At 47.4% G+C, this 19,163-nt stretch carries 13 protein-coding genes; 10 read left to right on the forward strand and 3 right to left on the reverse strand.

Annotation, left to right across the window (positions count from 1 at the left end):
• Nucleotides 1-120 precede the first annotated feature (120 nt).
• Together P8H32_RS06080 and P8H32_RS06085 are read right to left on the reverse strand one after the other, a co-directional pair.
• Nucleotides 121-717, reverse strand: coding sequence for a replication protein P (locus P8H32_RS06080; RefSeq protein WP_297291653.1), 597 nt, complete (start codon nt 715-717; stop codon nt 121-123).
• Nucleotides 718-730: 13 nt separating this feature from the next.
• Nucleotides 731-1,861 carry a DnaT-like ssDNA-binding domain-containing protein gene (locus tag P8H32_RS06085; protein ID WP_297291654.1) on the reverse strand — a complete coding sequence of 377 codons (1,131 nt, stop codon included), beginning with the start codon at nt 1,859-1,861 and terminating at the stop codon, nt 731-733.
• Between the two features lie 193 nt (nt 1,862-2,054).
• Between P8H32_RS06085 and radA the strand changes: the two genes are divergently transcribed.
• The gene (gene radA / locus P8H32_RS06090) at nt 2,055-3,425 is read left to right on the forward strand and encodes a DNA repair protein RadA (protein ID WP_301088749.1); all 1,371 of its coding nucleotides are present in this window, start codon (nt 2,055-2,057) and stop codon (nt 3,423-3,425) included.
• A 118-nt stretch (nt 3,426-3,543) separates the two neighbouring features.
• Here radA and P8H32_RS06095 read toward each other — a convergent pair whose 3' ends face one another.
• Entirely contained in the window at nt 3,544-6,033 is a 2,490-nt protein-coding gene (locus P8H32_RS06095; protein ID WP_301088751.1) for a penicillin-binding protein 1A, read from the reverse strand.
• 213 nt (nt 6,034-6,246) lie between these two features.
• Here P8H32_RS06095 and P8H32_RS06100 point away from each other — a divergent pair, with 213 nt between their 5' ends.
• From P8H32_RS06100 to gltB, 9 genes are all read left to right on the forward strand, one after another.
• Nucleotides 6,247-7,314: a pilus assembly protein PilM gene (locus tag P8H32_RS06100; protein WP_301088753.1), complete on the forward strand. Its 1,068-nt coding sequence runs from the start codon at nt 6,247-6,249 to the stop codon at nt 7,312-7,314.
• Nucleotides 7,314-7,880, forward strand: a complete 567-nt coding sequence (locus tag P8H32_RS06105; RefSeq protein ID WP_297292803.1) for a PilN domain-containing protein — start codon at nt 7,314-7,316, stop codon at nt 7,878-7,880. The genes P8H32_RS06100 and P8H32_RS06105 overlap by 1 nt, the downstream gene beginning before the upstream one ends.
• A 3-nt stretch (nt 7,881-7,883) precedes the next feature.
• Nucleotides 7,884-8,504 (forward strand): type 4a pilus biogenesis protein PilO, encoded by a 621-nt coding sequence (locus P8H32_RS06110; RefSeq protein WP_297292804.1) that lies wholly within the window; start codon nt 7,884-7,886, stop codon nt 8,502-8,504.
• A complete protein-coding gene (locus P8H32_RS06115; protein WP_297292805.1) occupies nt 8,497-9,033 on the forward strand; it encodes a pilus assembly protein PilP in 537 nt (178 codons plus the stop codon). The genes P8H32_RS06110 and P8H32_RS06115 overlap by 8 nt, the downstream gene beginning before the upstream one ends.
• 14 nt (nt 9,034-9,047) lie before the next feature.
• Nucleotides 9,048-11,246, forward strand: a complete 2,199-nt coding sequence (gene pilQ / locus P8H32_RS06120) for a type IV pilus secretin PilQ (RefSeq protein WP_297292806.1) — start codon at nt 9,048-9,050, stop codon at nt 11,244-11,246.
• Between the two features lie 48 nt (nt 11,247-11,294).
• Complete coding sequence (gene aroK, locus P8H32_RS06125; RefSeq protein ID WP_297292807.1) at nt 11,295-11,810, forward strand: shikimate kinase AroK; 516 nt, start codon at nt 11,295-11,297, stop codon at nt 11,808-11,810.
• A 103-nt stretch (nt 11,811-11,913) separates the two neighbouring features.
• Nucleotides 11,914-12,996, forward strand: a complete 1,083-nt coding sequence (aroB, locus tag P8H32_RS06130; protein WP_301088757.1) for a 3-dehydroquinate synthase — start codon at nt 11,914-11,916, stop codon at nt 12,994-12,996.
• 41 nt (nt 12,997-13,037) lie between these two features.
• A complete protein-coding gene (locus tag P8H32_RS06135) occupies nt 13,038-14,522 on the forward strand; it encodes an AAA family ATPase (protein WP_301088759.1) in 1,485 nt (494 codons plus the stop codon).
• A 180-nt stretch (nt 14,523-14,702) separates the two neighbouring features.
• Complete coding sequence (gene gltB / locus P8H32_RS06140) at nt 14,703-19,151, forward strand: glutamate synthase large subunit (RefSeq protein WP_301088760.1); 4,449 nt, start codon at nt 14,703-14,705, stop codon at nt 19,149-19,151.
• The last annotated feature ends 12 nt before the right edge of the window (nt 19,152-19,163 follow it).

Genomic DNA, 19,163 nt, shown 5'->3' on the forward strand with positions numbered 1-19,163 from the left:
GGAATGGGTCGCTTATTGTAGCGATTATCAGCATAAAAGCCATGGATAGAGCGCGCTTAAAGAATCAGGGAACAATTTGTGGCTTGCGTTGGCCCATGGCTGCTCGGCGGAAGGTCTGGTTTAAATATCCAGTTTTTCCCGCATAGCCTGTAAGCGCTCTTTTCTCTCTTTATTGCTTAATGGCTGGCTAATATTTTCAGGGATGGCTTTATGGATAGGCATATCCAGTCGCTCACCATTGATTACCCTGCCCACTAAAATTTCATAATTGCGTTTAAAAACAGGGAAGGCTTTGGCTTCGCTATTGCCGCTAAGAAAAAACCAGTCCGATGCATTGCCCGCTAAATAAACGATAGGATGTGACCAGCTTTGTTCAATTTTAGGTGTGGCGGCGCGGCAGGCTTCCAAATAAGCATTGTAGGCATCAGGTAGGCCAAACTCTTCGGGGTTGGGATCGCAAAACTTTCTTACAGTATGAAGTGTTGGTAAATATTCTGATTCTTTAATCGCTTTGCGCGTGCCAATCATAATTCTTTCAGGGCTTAAGTCGCACAGTGTTTTTACCCATAACTGTTTCGCCATCATAATTTTCTGGTCGTCAGAAAAGGCTTTGTGAAATTGATTATGGTACGCCAACTGAAATTCCGTAAACATCTGGTTGATGGCGGTAATATGGTCTTCAGTAGGTGTGGCGTTATGCATTGTAGGTGTTGTCATCTTCGCTTTACCTTTATTCGCCTTCAACGAGGTCTTTGGCCCAGCTTCTGTCGGTGAGGAGGTCGAAGGTGCTCTTACGCTCCGGTTGACCTGATCGATCAGTGAGTTGCTGTCCTGCATAGTGTTGCCCCATTTGATGACGAGTCGCCCATTGGTATTTGGCGTGCTGTAAAAATTTAGTATTCCAGGAGCGCTGGATTTGTTGGGTATCGCGCCAGAATAAAACAAATTCTGGCACCAGTTGCCTGGCGAAGTCCATATCTATATTAGCCAGTTTTAAAATATCGTAAACATCTTCATTGGGTTGCCAGTTGGCGGGAATTTCCCGTGGCTCGTAATCCAGTTCCATGGTTTTATTAAACTGCGCCCATTGCCTTCTGATATGGGCAATAAATTTTGAATTCCAGGTGCTATGGGCTTCGCCACGTTCACGCCAGTACAACACAAATTCCGGAATAGAGTCTTCGATAAAATCAGCCGTAATGCCGGTGCGATATAAAATTTCCAAAGCATCGGGGCTGGGCTGCCACTGCTGATTAATATCGTTAGACAATGCCTGCTGGTTGTTAGCGGTCGCTTGCCGGCTTTGATGAAAGCGCCATTCTTTTAAAACATGCTGGCGGAATTTACTGGACCATGAATGGGACACTTGCTGGCGGTCCCGCCAATACAGCACAAAATCTTCCCGCTGCTGTAAGGCAAAGTCACGGGGGATATTGTGGTTCATGGTAATCAGTTGCAGTAAGTCTTCATCGGGCTGCCAGTTATCGGCTAACAGGTTGGCACTTTTCTTGGTCGGCGTTGCTACAGTTTGTTGTGGCGAGGGCTCAGTTGCCTGGGATTGCTCATTCATCGCAAAGCGAAACTGCTGGTTTTGGGTCAGTGGAGCAGACTCAATCAGGATGATGCCTTTATCTTTTAAGCTTTGGCAGATGCGCTGTAACTCGTTCAGATCCCAAAACGGTAAATATTTTTGCAGGTCGTTACGGTTTAGGGTGAACCATTGGTAGCCGCGTTGTTGGCTGCCCTGGCTATATTCCATACAGTCGTTAAGCACCTGCAGGAGCACCGCCTCTTCCAGGCCAATGGTGGTGGCCAGGGAAGGAGAAATAATTAGCGGTCGCTCGGGAATCAGGGATGACATAAGGCTTACAGTAAAGTGTTCAACATGTGCTGGCTAGGTTTTTGTTATTAACCCAGGACTTAGCCTGAGTGTTGCATCGGTCGCCTATTGTACGGCTCGCACTGGCAAGGCACCAGTTAAGCTGCTTAAATAGATACTGTTAATATATACAGTTATTGGTTAACATCAGCTTTTTATCGACAGGTATGCCCCAATGGCCAAACGCAAAACCGCTTATGTCTGCAATGATTGTGGCTCTGACTATGCCAACTGGCAGGGTCAGTGCAAGGATTGTGGGGCCTGGAATACGCTGTCGGAAGTTAAGTTAGCTTCTTCCCCTGCTGCCGCTAAAGAGGCACGCTTTCAAGGCTATGCCGGTGCGGCCAATGGTCAGGCAGTGCAAACCCTTGATCAGATCAACCTGGAGCAGCTACCTCGTTTTAGCAGCGGTGCAGGGGAGTTTGACCGTGTTCTCGGCGGTGGTCTGGTGCATGGCTCGGCGGTGTTGGTGGGTGGTCACCCTGGTGCAGGTAAGAGTACATTGTTGTTACAAACCATGTGTCATCTGGCGCAATCGATGGATGCACTCTATGTCACTGGTGAAGAGTCATTGCAACAAGTGGCTATGCGCGCCCAGCGTTTAGGCCTGCCTACCGATAAATTAAATATGTTGTCTGAAACCAATGTTGAGGCCATCTGCGCCCAGGCGGAGGTGTTAAAGCCGAAAGTATTGGTGGTTGATTCTATTCAGGTTGTTCATAGTGAGGATGTTACTTCCGCGCCGGGCAGTGTGTCCCAGGTGAGGGAGTGTGCCGCTTATCTAACCCGTTATGCCAAGCAAACCGGCACGGTTTTGTTTTTGGTGGGGCATGTGACCAAAGATGGCAGTTTGGCTGGGCCCAAGGTTCTGGAGCATATGATTGATTGCTCAATCTTGTTAGAGGGTTCTGAAGATAGCCGCTTTAGAACGCTCCGTGGCCAAAAGAATCGCTTTGGTGCAGTCAATGAGTTAGGGGTTTTTGCTATGACCGAGCAGGGTTTAAAGGAGGTTAAAAACCCCTCGGCTATTTTTCTATCCCGCACCGAAGAGCCTGCTTCCGGCAGTGTGGTGATGGTGGTTTGGGAAGGTACTCGGCCTTTGCTGGTAGAAATTCAAGCGCTGGTAGATGACTCGCCCTTAGGCAACCCCAGGCGGGTTGCTGTGGGTTTGGAGCAAAACCGTTTGGCGATGTTATTGGCGGTATTGCATCGACATGGTGGTTTGCAGGTGGGTGACCAGGATGTGTTTGTGAATGTGGTGGGTGGCGTTAAGGTATTGGAAACCAGTGCGGACCTGTCATTGCTATTGGCTATTGTGTCGAGTTTTCGCAACCGGCCTTTGCCGCAGGATTTAGTGGTATTCGGTGAGGTGGGCTTATCGGGTGAGATACGCCCTGTGCCCAGTGGTCAGGAGCGTATTCATGAAGCGGCCAAGCATGGTTTTAAACGAGCGATTGTGCCACAGGCCAATGTACCTAAAGATGGTGTGCAGGGTATGGAAATTGTGGGGGTGAGTAAATTAGTGGAAGCGCTTGAGGCGATTTAAACCCTACCCGTCATTCCCGCGAAGGCGGGAATCCAGCCTGCATGTTTATGCTGTTATTTCCGCTAAAGCGGAAATCTACAGCACTGGATTCCCGCCTTCGCGGGAATGACGCACTGGTTTAAAAAATATCCTCTACCATCACTTCTTCAGATTGGTTGAGGTCTCCGGAAAGATCTTCGTTATCAGCTTCCATGGTGGGGGCGAGCTCCTCCCTAAAGATTTCAAAGATGGCATTGGATTGGCCGGGCTTGGCGAGTAGGCCCGTTGTTGGGTCGATCTTAACGGTGACAATACCTTCGGGTTGCTTGGGGGTGATTTCTGGTCGGCCTTTCAGGGCGACACGCATATAGTCAATCCAGATCGGCAAAGCCGCTGAGCCGCCATATTCTCTATTGCCAAGCACACCGTTTTTATCAAAGCCAAACCATGCTGTGGTAACAATGCCGCCGCCATAACCGGAAAACCAGGCATCGGTAGGGCCATTGGTGGTACCCGTTTTACCCGCAAGGTCGTCTCGGCCAAGGCTTCTGGCTTTGCGGCCGGTGCCTTTTTTGACTACATCGCGCATCATGCTATCGATGATATAAGCCACTCTGGGTTCGATAACACGCTCTGCTTCTGGCAGGCTTAACTCTTCTTCTTCCGCGTCGGCCTGTTCCAGAATATCCTCAAGGGTGGCCAGTTCTTCGGTAGCCTCGGTGGAAGGCTCAACCGGCTCTTCGCAGTTGCGACAAACGGTGGCAGGGGTGGCCTCATAAAGGAGGTTGCCATCGATGTCATTAATGCGCTGGATTAAAAATGGCTCAACACTAAAACCTCCATTAGCCAGCACGGAGTAACCACTTACTATCTCTAGCGGGGTTAGCGAGTGGCTGCCCAGTGCCAGAGAGAGGTCTCGAGGCAGTTGGCTGGGGTCAAAGCCAAACTTCTCAACATAGTTAATGGTTTTGGAAATTCCCAGACTTCTCAGTAAGCGTATCGATACCAAATTGCGAGATTTAAACAGGGCATAACGCAGTCGCGTGGGGCCGTAAAATTTACCGCCATCATTGGTGGGGCGCCAAGTGCTTTCCAGGCTCGCATCTTTAAACACGATGGGGGCATCATTGATGGTGCTGGCAGGGGTAAAACCATTGGCCAGGGCTGCGGTATAAACAAAGGGCTTAAAATTCGAGCCAGGTTGGCGAGTGGCCTGGGTGATACGGTTAAATTTACTCTGGCCATAGTTAAAGCCACCGACCAGACTAAGGACTGCGCCATTATCAGCATCTAAAGAAACCAAAGCGGCCTGGGCTGCCGGTAACTGAGTGAGATACCAACTGCTGTCGGTTTGCTGCTGCACTCGAATTACATCACCCACAGCAACCACATCGCTGGCTGTTTTGGGGTTGGGCCCTAATTGATCAACGGTTATATAGGGGCGCTTGCCTTTGAGGCCGTTCTCCCAGGCAATTTCAATCGCATTGCCATTGGCCAATAACGCTGTCGCAGATTGTTCTTGCACATCAATAACAACAGCGGGAACAAGATCGCCAGGTTTAGAGGCCTTGCGCAGTGCTGCCAACCATTCCGTGTAGTCCGGCTCAGTATCAATCTCCTGTCCGGTTTCTGCCGTAGTCTCGCCAGCGAGATTCTGTTCAGGCCCGCGATAGCCGTGCCGTTTGTCATAGGCGAGCAAGCCGCTGATAACCGCCTTGGTAGCGCTATCTTGCAGTTCACTATTGATGGTGGTGTATACCCTGAAGCCATCTGTGTAGGTCGCCCGCCCATAGCGGTTAAGCATGTCTTTTCTCACCATTTCGGCGATATACGGTGCATATAGCTCCACTTTAGAGCCGTGATAAGTGGCGGTAATCGGGCTGCTAATAGCTTCAATATGCTCGCTGTCGTCAATATATTGTAAATCCAGCATACGATTTAAAATCCAGTTACGGCGGATAATAGCGCGAGATGGGTTAACCAGTGGGTTATAGGCAGAGGGGGCTTTTGGCAGCCCTGCAATCATGGCTAGCTGGGCTAAATCCAGCTCGTTAATCGATTTGCCGTAGTACACCAGGGCGGCGGCTTCAATACCGTAAGCGCGATTGCCCAAAAAGATTTTATTCACATATAGCTCAAGGATTTCTTGTTTGGGCAGCTCTCGCTCAATTTGCAGGGCTAGTAGTATCTCATTGAATTTCCTTGAAAAAGTCTTCTCAAAACTCAGGAAATAGTTCTTTGCTACCTGCATGGTGATGGTGCTACCACCGGTTTTTATTGAGCCGCTTACCAATAATTGCGAGGCAGCGCGCAGCAGGCCTTTTATATCCACACCATGATGATCAAAGAAGCGGTCATCTTCAGCGGCCAATATGGCTTGTACGAATTGATTAGGGATTTGATCATAGGCGATGGGGCTTCTGCGCTTTTCGCCAAATTCGCCGATAAGTTGACCATCGGTAGAGAAAACACGCAATGGTGTTTGTAATTGCACGTCTTTAAGCACATCGACTGGCGGTAATTTAGGGCTAAGGTATAAATAGGCGCTGACTAATATTAATAAGGCACCGGTGGATGCTGATAGCATTAACCATAAAGTGATTCTGGTGAAATTTGTGATATGAGCCATACTTTTCCAGTTGCGTTGATCGTGGTTCGATACTTTACTTTAAGTCACTACGTTAAGTCAGTATTTTAAGCCAGTACTTTAAGTCAGTGAGCCAAAGCGTGAAATTATGGACACTTTTTTATGATGATTAATTTGCGCAATCCCCATACGTGATATTTAATGTAACTTATGTAAGTGAGCTTCTAAGTTACGGACGCAAAAAGGAAATTTACTGTGTTAGGCAGTCTAATAGGAAAAAAGAAATTGACCCCGGTTTTGGGGGTGGACATAAGCTCCACCTCAGTAAAGCTTCTGGAGATTAGTAAAACTGGCGACCAATACAAGGTCGAGAGCTATGCAGTGGCGTCCTTGCCACCCAATGCTGTGGTGGAGAAAAATATCGCAGAGTTAGAAGGTGTAGCTGAATCTGTCACCAAGGCCTATGAGCGCTCCAAGTCGAAAATGAAGACAGCGGCGGTGGCCGTTGCCGGATCGGCGGTCATTACCAAGTTGATCGATATGCCCGATGGCCTCAATGACGACAACATGGAAACCCAGATTACCCTGGAAGCTGACCAATATATTCCCTACCCCCTGGATGAAGTTGCCATAGACTTTGAGGTGCAGGGCGAGTCGGAACATAACCCTGAGCAGGTTGAAGTCCTGCTGGCAGCCTGCCGTCGGGAAAACGTCGAGCTGCGAGTTGACGCCCTGGAGATGGCAGATATCACGGCCAAAGTTGTTGATGTCGAAGCCTATGCCATTGAGCGCACCTTTGACTTGATTCGCCCACATCTGGATTGTGATGAAGACAGTGCTATAGCCATTGTCGATATCGGTTCTACCATGACCACTTTAAGTGTGTTGGTCGATGGCCAAACCGTTTATACTCGTGAGCAATTATTTGGCGGACGCCAGCTTACCGAAGAAATTCAACGTCGTTACGGTCTTTCTTTAGATGAGGCAGGCCTGGCCAAGAAGCAAGGCGGATTACCCGACGACTATGAGCCTGAAGTACTTGAGCCGTTTAAGGATGCAGTCGTACAGCAAGTGACTCGCTCCTTGCAGTTTTTCTTCTCTTCCAGTCAGTACAATGATGTTGATCATATCGTGTTAGCTGGCGGCGTAGCTTCAATGACCGGCTTAGCTGACATTGTTCAGGATAAATTAGGTACTCCCACCACATTGGCGAACCCTTTTACCAATATGTCGGTGGCATCTAGGGTTGATGCCATGTCATTAAGTAATGATGCTCCTTCACTGATGGTCGCCTGCGGTTTGGCGCTAAGGAGTTTCGATTAATGGCTAATATCAATTTACTTCCCTGGCGCGAAGAGCGACGCCAGGAACTAAAACAAGCCTTTTTGGTTGTTCTGGGTGTGATTGCAGCGCTTGGTTTCGCCTTGGTGATGTTGGCGGATATGATCGTAAATAGTGCTATCGATCACCAGGACTCCAGAAATAAATACCTGGAAAAACAAATCAGCGAATTAGAGCTGCAAGTTAAAGAAATTCGCGAGCTGAAAAAGAAAAAGCAAGAGCTTTTGGACCGTATGAAAGTTATCCAGGAGCTACAGGGCAACAGACCCATTATCGTTAGAATTTTCGATGAAATGGTAAGAAGCTTGCCTGATGGCGTTTTTTACAATCAATTATCCCGCAGTGCAAATGCGATTAATTTGATGGGTATTGCTGAGTCCAATAACCGAATTTCAAGCCTGATGCGTAAGGTTGATAAGTCCGAGTGGTTTGATGACCCGAATTTAACTGCGGTAACCGCCAACCCGCAATTTGGCGAGCAGGCGAGTGAATTTTCAATGTCATTTAACATTAGCACTCCTTCCGGCAACGAAGAAGGGGAGAAATAATTGATGTCATTTAACGATGCAATACAAGAACTCAAAGACTTTGATGTTAATGATTTAGATCTGGAGAATGTTGGCTCATGGCCAATCATGATAAAAACGATTGTTTGGGTTGCGGTTTTTATCGGGGTATTAGCGGCAGGCTATTTTTACGATGTTGCCGATCTGCAAAATGAGTTAGCCAAATCTGAAAAGAAAGAACAAGATCTTAAATCACAATTTGAACGCAAGGCTTTTCAGGCGGCAAACCTGAAGGCTTACCGCAAACAAATGGAAGAAATGGAAGAATCATTTGGCGCACTAATTAGCCAGCTACCTAGTGATACTGAAGTCCCTGGGCTACTGGAAGATATTACCAACAAAGGTCTGGCCAGCGGCTTGGAAATTAGCAGCATTACCTTGGGTAATGAGCGGGCTGAAGAATTCTATATTGAGTTGCCGATCCAGATTGAAGTCAGTGGCAATTATCATGATCTGGGCTCCTTTGTTAGCGGTATTGCCGGCCTTCCTCGAATTGTCACACTGCATGACTTTCAAATTGCTAAACAAAAAGACTCTTCCGCACTGACTATGAAAATCACAGCCAAGACCTATCGCTATAAGGATTTGGAGGTGGACGATGCCTAATGTCTTTTCAAAAATTTTATTAGTAGTTTCTGTTATCACCCTTACTGCCTGTGGTGGCGGCGGTTATGAGGATCTCGATGATTTTATGGCGGAGAAAAAGTCCCGCCCTGCCGGTCTGATCAAGCCTATTCCAGTCTTTAAAGCTTATAAAGCTTTTACCTATAGCGCATCAGCTCTGCGTAGTCCTTTTGAAAGGCCCGTAGAAGTGACAGAGATTACGCGCTTACGTATGGCCAGCAATGTTAAACCTGATCCCAATCGTACTAAAGAATATCTGGAGCAGTTTCCCCTGGATTCTTTATCTATGGTGGGGACTTTGCAGCAAGGGGATGCTTTATGGGCCCTGATGCAAGATGAAACAGGCGGTGTCCATCGCATTAAATTGGGCGACTATGTAGGGCGCAATCATGGCCGTATTGTTGAATCAACGGAGACCTATGTTTCGGTAATTGAAATAGTACCTAATGGTGTGGACGGTTGGATAGAAAGACCAAGAACCATTCAGTTAAAGACAATAGAAGAAGAGTAAGAGCGGAGATTTCCATGGATATTGTAAACAAACATTTGAGTTCAAATACTGGGGGCTGTTTTTTCAGGTCACTGCCTATATTAAGGACTCTTTCGCTATTACTATGCGCATTGTTTGCTGGTACGGCTTTTAGTGCCGTCAACTTAACGGATGTTAAATTTAGTTCTCAGCCTGGCGGTCGCTTTGAAGTGCGCCTGGATTTTGATGGTACGCCACCAAAGCCCAAAGGCTACAATATTGAAAAGCCAGCAAGAATTGCCCTCGACTTCGCCGGCGTCTCTAGCAAGCTGGAGCAGAAAAAATTCCCACTCTCGTATGGTAACGCTAGCAGCGCGGTAATTTTAGAAGCCGGTGGTCGCACGCGAATGATCTTAAATTTAGTGGAGTTGGCACCTTATCAAACCCGCATTGAGGGCAATAGCCTGTATGTTGATGTGGGTGATTCCGGTGTTCGTGAATACTTAAAACCTACCAAAGAAAATCCTGTTTTATCAGTGGCCTCTGCAAAGCCTGCCACGGTGGGTAATGAAATCGTTGATGTTGATTTCAAGCGTGGTGATCAAGGTGAAGGCCGCTTAGTAATTAACCTGGCTAATCCTAAAGCTGGTATTAATGTTTTTGTTGAAGGCGGCTTTATCAAAGTTGACTTTGATGATGTCAGTCTGCCCGAGCGTTTTCAGCGTCGTTATGATGTTAGCGATTTTGCTACTCCGGTTCAGTCGGTTGAAGCCCAGCCTAGCGAAGGTGGTGCATTATTCTCTTTGAAAGCCGGTGGTGATTACGATTACCTGGCCTACCAGACCGATAACGAGTATGTAGTCAGTGTTAAGCCTCTTACCGTTGAAGAACTTGAGTTGAAGAAAAAAGAGTTCGCCTATGTGGGTGACAAGTTATCGCTAAATTTCCAGGATATTGAAGTTCGTGCCGTACTGCAGTTAATTGCTGACTTTACCAGCCTTAACCTGGTGGCCAGTGATACGGTTTCTGGTCGTATTACTTTAAGACTTCAGAATGTACCTTGGGACCAGGCTCTGGATTTAGTACTAAAAACCAAAGGTCTGGATAAGCGCCAAAACGGCAATGTATTGATGGTGGCTCCTGCGGCAGAAATTGCCGAGAGAGAGCGTCAGGAAATTGAGAATAACAAACAGATAGAAGAGTTGGCGCCACTGCAAACAGAATATATCCGTATTCGTTATGCGGATGCCCGTGAAATGTATAAGTTATTTGGTAGCGAAGGCAGCGGTGGCGGTGATGAAGTAGCAACCACAAGTTTGTTGTCGCCTCGTGGCAGCGTGATTGTTGATGAGCGCACTAACTCACTATTAGTGACAGAGACGGCCCAGAAGCTTCAGGAATTTCGTCGCGTAGTTCGCTTGCTGGATGTACCTGTTAGACAGGTATTGGTTGAAGCCCGAATCGTTATTGCCAACTCCAGTTTTGATGAAGAGCTAGGTGTGCAGTGGGGTGCTTCAGGTATCAATGAGATTAACGGTGATGATTCGTTATTCTTTGGTGGTAATACTGAATCGATTATTAGCAGTCGTAACTCGGTTGCCCAGGCTGCCCTGGACCTTGCCCAAGGTAATGATTTGTCAGAACCTGTACTTGCGCCGGATGCACTGAACGTCGACTTGGGTGTTGCCAACCCAACAGGTAGTGTGGCGGTAGGCTTTGTTAATCAGGATGTTATTTTACAGATGGAATTAAATGCACTGGAATCACAAGGTCGCGGTGAAATTGTTTCACAGCCAAAAGTCATTACCGGTGATAAGCAAGAAGCGGTTATCAAGTCTGGTTCTGAAGTTCCTTACCAGGAATCTTCAGCCAACGGTGAAACCACCATCTCGTTTAAAGAGGCGGTATTGAAATTACAGGTAACCCCAAGTATTACTCCTGATGATCGCATCATTATGACGTTGGAAATTAATCAGGATTCCATCGGTGACTTAGTACCATCAGGCAATGGTGGCGTTGTGCCGACTATAGATACTACTGAACTCACCACGCAAGTTCTTGTGGGTAATGGCGAAACCGTTGTACTGGGCGGTGTGTTCCGTACCGTTGATGTTGAGTCAGAATCTAAAGTCCCGGTATTAGGTGATATTCCTTATCTGGGCCGTTTGTTTACTAACACCTCAGTGACGCAAGAAAAGACTGAGACATTAATTTTTATCACGCCAAGAATTCTGGCTGATACGCTTATCGACTAAAATAAAATTGACAATAATACACCTTACAACAATACACCTGAAAACAGCATGAAATCTTCTTCCAACGTTTTTCTTGTCGGTCCTATGGGGGCCGGCAAATCTACCATCGGGCGGCTATTAGCCGCCGATCTTCGTTTAGACTTTAAAGATACTGATAAAGAAATTGAAGACCGCAGTGGCGTCGATATTCCCTGGATTTTTGATATGGAAGGGGAGGCGGGTTTTCGTGATCGTGAAGCGGCGATGCTGGATGAATTAACCCAGCTGGATAAAACCTTGTTGGCAACTGGCGGCGGCGTAATCCTTAAGCCGGAAAACCGCAAAGCTATGGCTGGCCGAGGGAGAGTAGTTTATCTGATGACCTCCATCGACGAACAAGTACGCAGAACTGCCAGAGATAAAAAGCGCCCTTTGCTTAATACCGAGGAGCCTCGTAAGGTATTGACCGACTTGATGAACCTTCGCCATCCTTTATACGAAGAAATCGCGGACTATGTGATTGATACCGATGGTCGCAGTCCAAAATCTGTTGCACAAGAACTGACCCGGATGCTTTCGTCGTAAAAGCTGACTCAAAATCCGGGACAGCGGTTTATCTTATAAGAGCGAATGTGTTCTAATATCGCATTCACATAACACCCTCAAGTTAATCAAGTTAAGCCATATCATGCAAACGCTCAGTGTCGACTTAGGTGATAGAAGCTACCCGATCTATATCGGCGAAGGCTTATTGAGCCAGCCAGAATTACTCCTTAACCATATTACGGGTCGCCAGGTGCTGGTGGTGAGTAATGAAACTGTAGCTCCCATCTACCTTGCCAAAATTAGAGAGAGTCTGTCAGGTTTACAATATTCAGAAGTGATATTGCCGGACGGTGAGCAGCATAAATCACTGGAAGTGTTGAGTGCTATTTACGATAAACTACTGGAAGATAAGCATAATCGCACCACTACATTAGTGGCCTTGGGTGGCGGTGTGATCGGTGATATGACTGGCTATGCGGCGGCGAGCTACCAACGCGGCGTTAACTTTATCCAGATTCCCACTACTTTATTATCCCAGGTAGACTCTTCTGTTGGCGGCAAAACCGGTGTTAACCACCCCTTAGGTAAAAATATGATTGGGGCTTTTCACCAGCCACAATGTGTTATTGCCGATACCAACACCCTAACGACTTTGCCCCAGCGCGAACTATCGGCGGGTATTGCCGAGGTCATCAAATACGGTTTGATATGCGATGCTGACTTTTACCAATGGCTAGAGCAGCATATAGAAGAACTGTTAGCCTGCAACCAGACTAAGCTGGCAGAGGCTATTTACCGCTCCTGCGAAAATAAAGCCAAAGTCGTAGCCAGTGACGAGCGTGAAGCGGGTATTCGGGCTATCCTTAATTTAGGTCATACCTTTGGTCATGCGATAGAAACGGCGCAAGGCTATGGTAATTGGCTGCATGGGGAAGCTGTGGCAGCCGGTATGCAACTAGCTGCCCAGCTATCAGAAAAAAAGCAGTGGATCAGCGCTGAAGATGTTGAAAGTGTTCGCAGCATTTTATTGCGGGCGGAACTACCTGTAGCACCACCAGCAATGACCTGCGACCAATTTTTATCGTTAATGGCCGTAGATAAAAAAGTATTAGACGGGCGCTTGCGCTTAGTATTGTTAAAGAAAGTGGGCGAGGCTATTGTTACCAGCGATATTGCGGAGCAAGATGTGCGCGATACCCTAACCGATGCCGGCGTCTCAGCTTAACAGTGACTACCTTTATCAAAGAGCAGCAATAGGAATGCCTAATGACTGAAGCAGCCAGTTATGACGCTGAGCATTATGTGCAGCGCCTCGATCTCGGGGAAGACCCCTTTGCTGTTGATTTTGAGTCTGATTATTTTTATGCCGGAGGCATGCGTCGCCAGCTACTAGATCAACTGGTTCACTTTAGCCGCTTCGGTGGCCAAACAGTTCTGTTAGTAGGAGCTACCGGTTCCGGTACTTCAACCTTGCTTGATCAAGCCTATGAGCTGATTGAAGATGCCATGGACTGCTGCTTTATCAATGCCGAAGAGTCTACTTCACCTGAGCAGCTACTAGAGTCCCTTAACGAACAGCTTAATTTTCAACTACCCTCCCCAATTAGTCAGGTGGACTTTCTCGCTGCCTTACGATCAGGCTTAATTATCGACGGTGAACCAGAGCCCATTATGTTGGCGGTTGACCAGGCCCATTATCTTTCAATTGACGCTTATAAGCTGCTCCATCAAATGGTTGATTTGGGAGAGGGTAATATCTGCTTGTTAATTGCCGGTGAGTACCAGGTTGAGCAATTAGCAAAGCTGGCCTCGTTTAACGATGAGCACATCAAACTAGTTGAGTTGGAACCACTTACCGAAACAGAAACCGGTGACTATATTTTAGGTCTGCTTCGTTCGGTGGGTTATGCCGGTGATTTACCGTTAAGCAATGACCAGCTTGCGGTTTTATATGAACGCTCCGGGGGTAATTTATTTGAGGTCAATCAGTTAGTTCCTTCTCTATTAGATGTTAAAGCGATAGCTACGCCCTCAACGTTTCGCTTTGGTATTCCTATTGCCCATGTGGCGGCTATTGGTATTCTCGCTGGGGCGTTAATTGTGTCATGGTTATACCAGGGGCGTGATGATCAACCCGTTGAGGTGGCGACAAGTCAGCAGCCTGTTAGCGTTGAAAGGGTCGAGCCGCCATCAATTGCCCTGATTAAAGAAGCACACGTTGTTCCAGAGCCTGAACAGCAAGAATCGGTAGCTAGTGTTGAGCCCACTAATGTGCCCTCCATAGAAGAAGTGAATACCGAGTCGATTGATTACTCTGCTCCGGCAAAGGTTGAGCCTGAGCCAGAAAAAGTGATTTCTGCACTCTCAGTCCCTCCAGTCCCTCCAGCCCCAGCCGTACCAGCCAAAAAAGCTGAGCCTAAACCAGCAGCTGAGACCAAGCCCATCATACCCGTGCGAGAACAGCGCTTATTGGCCTATCCGGAAACAAACTACGTGCTACAGCTAATTGGCTCAGTTGATGAGGCCCGTGCCAGAGAGTTCGTTAAGCGCTATATAAACCGCATGCCAGTCACATATTTTGAAACCCGCTTAAAGGGTAAGCCCTGGTTTGTGGTCGTTACAGGCCCCTATAATGAAAAGCCCGCAGCCCTCGCTGGTATCAAAGTACTTCCTCAAGAGCTACAGAAACAGCGCCCCTGGGCCCGCAGTATTGCTGGTGTGCAGAAGGATATCCGGGAAAATCGTCAATAGTCAGAGTTTTCCCCTGCTTATTTTTTTTGGTCAAAAAACAGCCATTTCCCCTTCAAATTTGTCCCGTTAGGGCCATACGTGTAGAATGTCCTCCCTTTTTTCCTGCGCATGGCAGAATTTTGTGCTGTGATCGTTGTATCTTTTTGATTTTACAAAAGATTTTTTAGCGAGATTCGTTATATGAGTACAGGCCTTTACAGACCTGAAGACGTCCGTGACAACTGTGGCTTTGGCCTTATCGCCGATATGGCGGGCAAGTCCAGCTATGAATTACTACGCACCGCGATTGAGTCATTAACTTGCATGACCCACCGCGGCGGTATTGCTGCGGATGGTAAAACCGGTGACGGTTGTGGTTTATTAATCAAGAAGCCAGATAGCTTCCTTCGCACCGTGGCGAAAGAAAGCTGTGGCGCCGAGTTGTCCGCACAGTATGGTGTGGCACAGATTTTCTTAAGCAAAGATGAAACAGTTGCTGCCGCTGCGCGCAAAACCGTAGACGGCATTTTGGCAGAGCAGGGTTTAAGCTCAGCGGGTTGGCGCATAGTGCCAACGGATCCCGCTTACTGTGGTGAGATTGCACTTAGCAGCTTGCCGAGCATCGAACAGCTATTTATTAACACCGAAGAAACCGACGAACAGGCCTTGGCGACCAAGCTCTATATCGCTCGTCGTAAAATCGAATTGGCCCTGGCCGGCGATGAAGACTTTTATATCTGCAGTTTTTCAGCGTCTGTTATTTCCTATAAAGGCCTGGTAATGCCGGTGGATCTCCCCAAGTTCTATCTGGACCTGGGTGATGAGCGTTTAGAAACAGCCATCTGTGTTTTCCACCAGCGTTTCTCGACTAACACATTACCTCGCTGGCCTCTGGCCCAGCCTTTCCGTATGTTGGCTCACAATGGTGAGATCAATACGATAGAAGGCAACCGTAATTGGGCTGATGCCCGTGCCAGCAAGTTTGAAACGGAGTTGCTACCCGATATAGAAGGCATAAGCCCATTAGTTAACCGCACCGGTTCCGACTCTTCCAGCATGGACAATATGTTAGAGGTGCTGCTCGCCGGTGGTATGGATTTATTCCGCGCTGTTCGTATGCTAGTGCCACCCGCCTGGCAAAATATGGAACATATGGATGCCGACTTAAGAGCTTTCTACGAATATAACTCCATGCATATGGAGCCCTGGGATGGCCCAGCCGGTATTGTCATGACCGACGGTCGACACGCGGTATGTATGCTGGATAGAAACGGTTTGCGTCCAGCCCGTTATGTCATCACCAAAAACGGTTTTATCACTTTGGCTTCAGAAATCGGCACCTACGATTACAAGCCTGAAGATGTTGTCGCCAAAGGCCGTGTTGGCCCGGGACAAATTCTTGCGGTTGATACCAAGACCGGTGAATTGCTACACACCAAAGATATTGATCAGCAACTTAAAACCCGTCACCCCTATAAACAGTGGATGAAAGAAAACGCCACGCGTATAGAGTCGACCTTTGAACCGGTACAAAAGCCTGACCTGATCAACGCCGAAGATATACCTGTTTACCAAAAAATGTTTCAGGTTAGCTTTGAAGAGCGCGAGCAAGTGCTGCGCCCTCTTGCTGAAGGTGGCAACGAAGCCGTAGGCTCTATGGGTGACGATACCCCAATGGCTGTGCTGTCACGCCAACAGCGTTCTATTTACGATTACTTCCGCCAGAAATTTGCCCAGGTTACCAATCCACCGATCGATCCTTTACGGGAATCTATCGTCATGAGTTTGGAAACTTGTTTGGGTGCTGAGAAAAATATCTTTGAAGAAACCGCTGATCACGCGGACCGTATTATTCTTACTACACCCGTATTATCGCCGGATAAATTCCAGCGTCTAATGTCACTGGATAAAGCCGGTTACGATAGCCAAACTATCGAACTCAGCTTTGACCCTGCGCAGAAAAACTTACAGCAAGCCGTTGAAGATATTGCCGAGCAAGCGGTAACCGCTGTTCGCGCTGGTGCTGTCTTATTAGTACTCTCTGATCGCAATCTTGAAAAAGGTTCACTACCTGTACACAGTTTATTAGCTACCGGGGCGGTACATCACCGTTTAATCGCCGAAGGTTTACGCTGTGATACCAATATCATTGTTGAAAGTGGCTCTGCTCGCGATTCTCACCAGTTTGCCTGTCTGTTTGGTTTTGGTGCGACAGCGGTTTACCCGTATGTAGCCTATAGCGTATTAGACGATATGATTCGCGTCGGTGAATTATTAGGTGACCCGGTACAAGCCCATATCAACTACCGCAAAGGTCTTAACAAGGGCCTGCTAAAAATTATGTCGAAGATGGGTATCTCTACCATTGCTTCCTATCGCGGTGCGCAATTATTTGAAGCTGTTGGTTTAAGCAGTGATGTTGTTGACCTTTGTTTTAAAGGTGTTGCCAGTCGTATTGAAGGCAGTAGCTTTAATAACCTGCAGGGCGAGCAAGCACAGTTAGCTAAATCAGCCTGGATTGCCCGTAAAGAAATTGATCAGGGCGGTTTGCTGAAATATGTTCACGGTAAGGAATACCATGCCTTTAACCCGGATGTGATTAAAGGTTTGCAAGACGCCGTTTCTACCGATGACTACGCCAAGTGGAAAGACTATGCAGCGTTAGTTAATGATCGCCCGGTAGCTTCACTACGTGATTTATTATCACTGAAAAAAGATATTAAACCGATTCCTTTAGATGAAGTTGAACCTATTGAGTCAATTCTTCCGCGTTTTGATTCCGCTGGTATGTCACTGGGTGCATTAAGCCCGGAAGCTCACGAAGCTTTAGCAACAGCGATGAATCGTTTAGGGGGTCGTTCAAACTCTGGTGAAGGGGGTGAAGATCCTGCTCGCTATGGTACAGAGCGCACCTCAAAAATTAAGCAGGTAGCTTCTGGTCGGTTTGGTGTTACGCCACATTATTTGGTAAACGCTGAAGTACTACAGATTAAGGTAGCCCAGGGCGCCAAGCCCGGTGAAGGCGGTCAGTTACCTGGCGGCAAAGTGAATAAACTTATCGCCCGTCTACGTTATGCGGTGCCTGGTGTTACCTTGATTTCACCGCCACCGCACCACGATATTTATTCTATCGAAGATTTAGCCCAGCTAATTTATGACTTAAAGCAGGTTAACCCCAGTGCACAAGTCTCCGTTAAATTAGTATCAGAGCCCGGCGTTGGTACTATCGCTGCCGGTGTGGCAAAAGCCTATGCGGATTTAATTACCATCTCCGGTTATGACGGTGGTACTGCGGCAAGTCCTTTAACCTCTATTCGTTATGCTGGTTCTCCATGGGAGCTGGGTTTATCAGAAGCACAACAGGCTCTGCGTTCAAACGGCTTACGTGGTTTGGTTAAAGTACAAACCGATGGTGGTTTAAAAACTGGTTTAGATGTTATTAAAGCCGCTATTCTTGGTGCAGAAAGTTTTGGTTTTGGAACTACACCAATGGTGGCCTTGGGTTGTAAATATCTTCGTATCTGTCATCTAAATAACTGTGCCACAGGTGTAGCCACGCAAAATGATTATCTACGTGATGAGCATTTTATCGGCAACGTAGAAATGGTAATGAACTTCTTCCGCTTCCTGGCGATGGAAACTCGCGAGTGGATGGCGCAGATCGGTGTACGTTCGATTGAAGAATTAATCGGCCGTGCTGATTTATTAGAAACCCTTGAAGGCTTTACCGAAAAACAGGGCAACCTGGACCTTGCACCGATTCTTTATAAAGACCCAGATGCGGCAGACCAGCCAGAGTTTTGTGGCGCTGCATCTAATGATCCTTTTGATAAAGGCGAGAAAGCGGAAGCCATGGTAGCCGGCACTATTGATGCTATCGAAAATAAAGCCGGCGGCGAATTCGATTTTGCTGTGACTAACTGTGATCGTTCTATCGGCGCACGTTTGTCCGGTGAAATTGCCAGACGCTATGGTAACCAGGGTATGGCAGAAAGCCCTATCAAATTAAACCTGACCGGCACAGCGGGCCAAAGTTTTGGTGTTTGGAATGCCGGCGGTTTAAATATGTACCTGGAAGGTGATGCCAACGATTACGTTGGTAAAGGTATGGCCGGAGGTAAGCTGGTTATCTATCCGCCTAAGGTCAGTGAGTTTGCCTCACAGGAAACCTCCATTATTGGTAACACCTGTTTATACGGAGCGACCGGCGGGCAACTGTTTGCAGCCGGTACGGCTGGTGAACGTTTTGGTGTTCGTAACTCCGGTGCTTTTGCTGTTGTTGAAGGCGCAGGCGACCACTGCTGTGAATATATGACCGGCGGTAATATCACCGTACTGGGTGATACCGGCGTTAACTTTGGCGCAGGTATGACCGGTGGCTTTGCCTATGTATTGGATCAGGGTAATCGTTTTGTAGATCGTTACAATAACGAGCTGGTAGAAATTCAGCGTATCAATAGCGAATCTTTAGAAGCCTACCGCAATCACTTGCGTAGCAATATTCAAACTTTTATTAATGAGACTGGCTCCCAATGGGGGCAGCATATTCTCGATCATTGGGCTGATTTTGTCGGTAAGTTTTGGTTGGTTAAACCAAAAGCTGCCAGCGTAGATACGCTTTTAGATACCATCAAACAACGCCCAGAGTAAGCGACGAGACTT

The organism is Oceanicoccus sp. (genome assembly GCF_029238675.1).
In the GTDB taxonomy this organism is placed as follows: domain Bacteria; phylum Pseudomonadota; class Gammaproteobacteria; order Pseudomonadales; family Dasaniaceae; genus Oceanicoccus.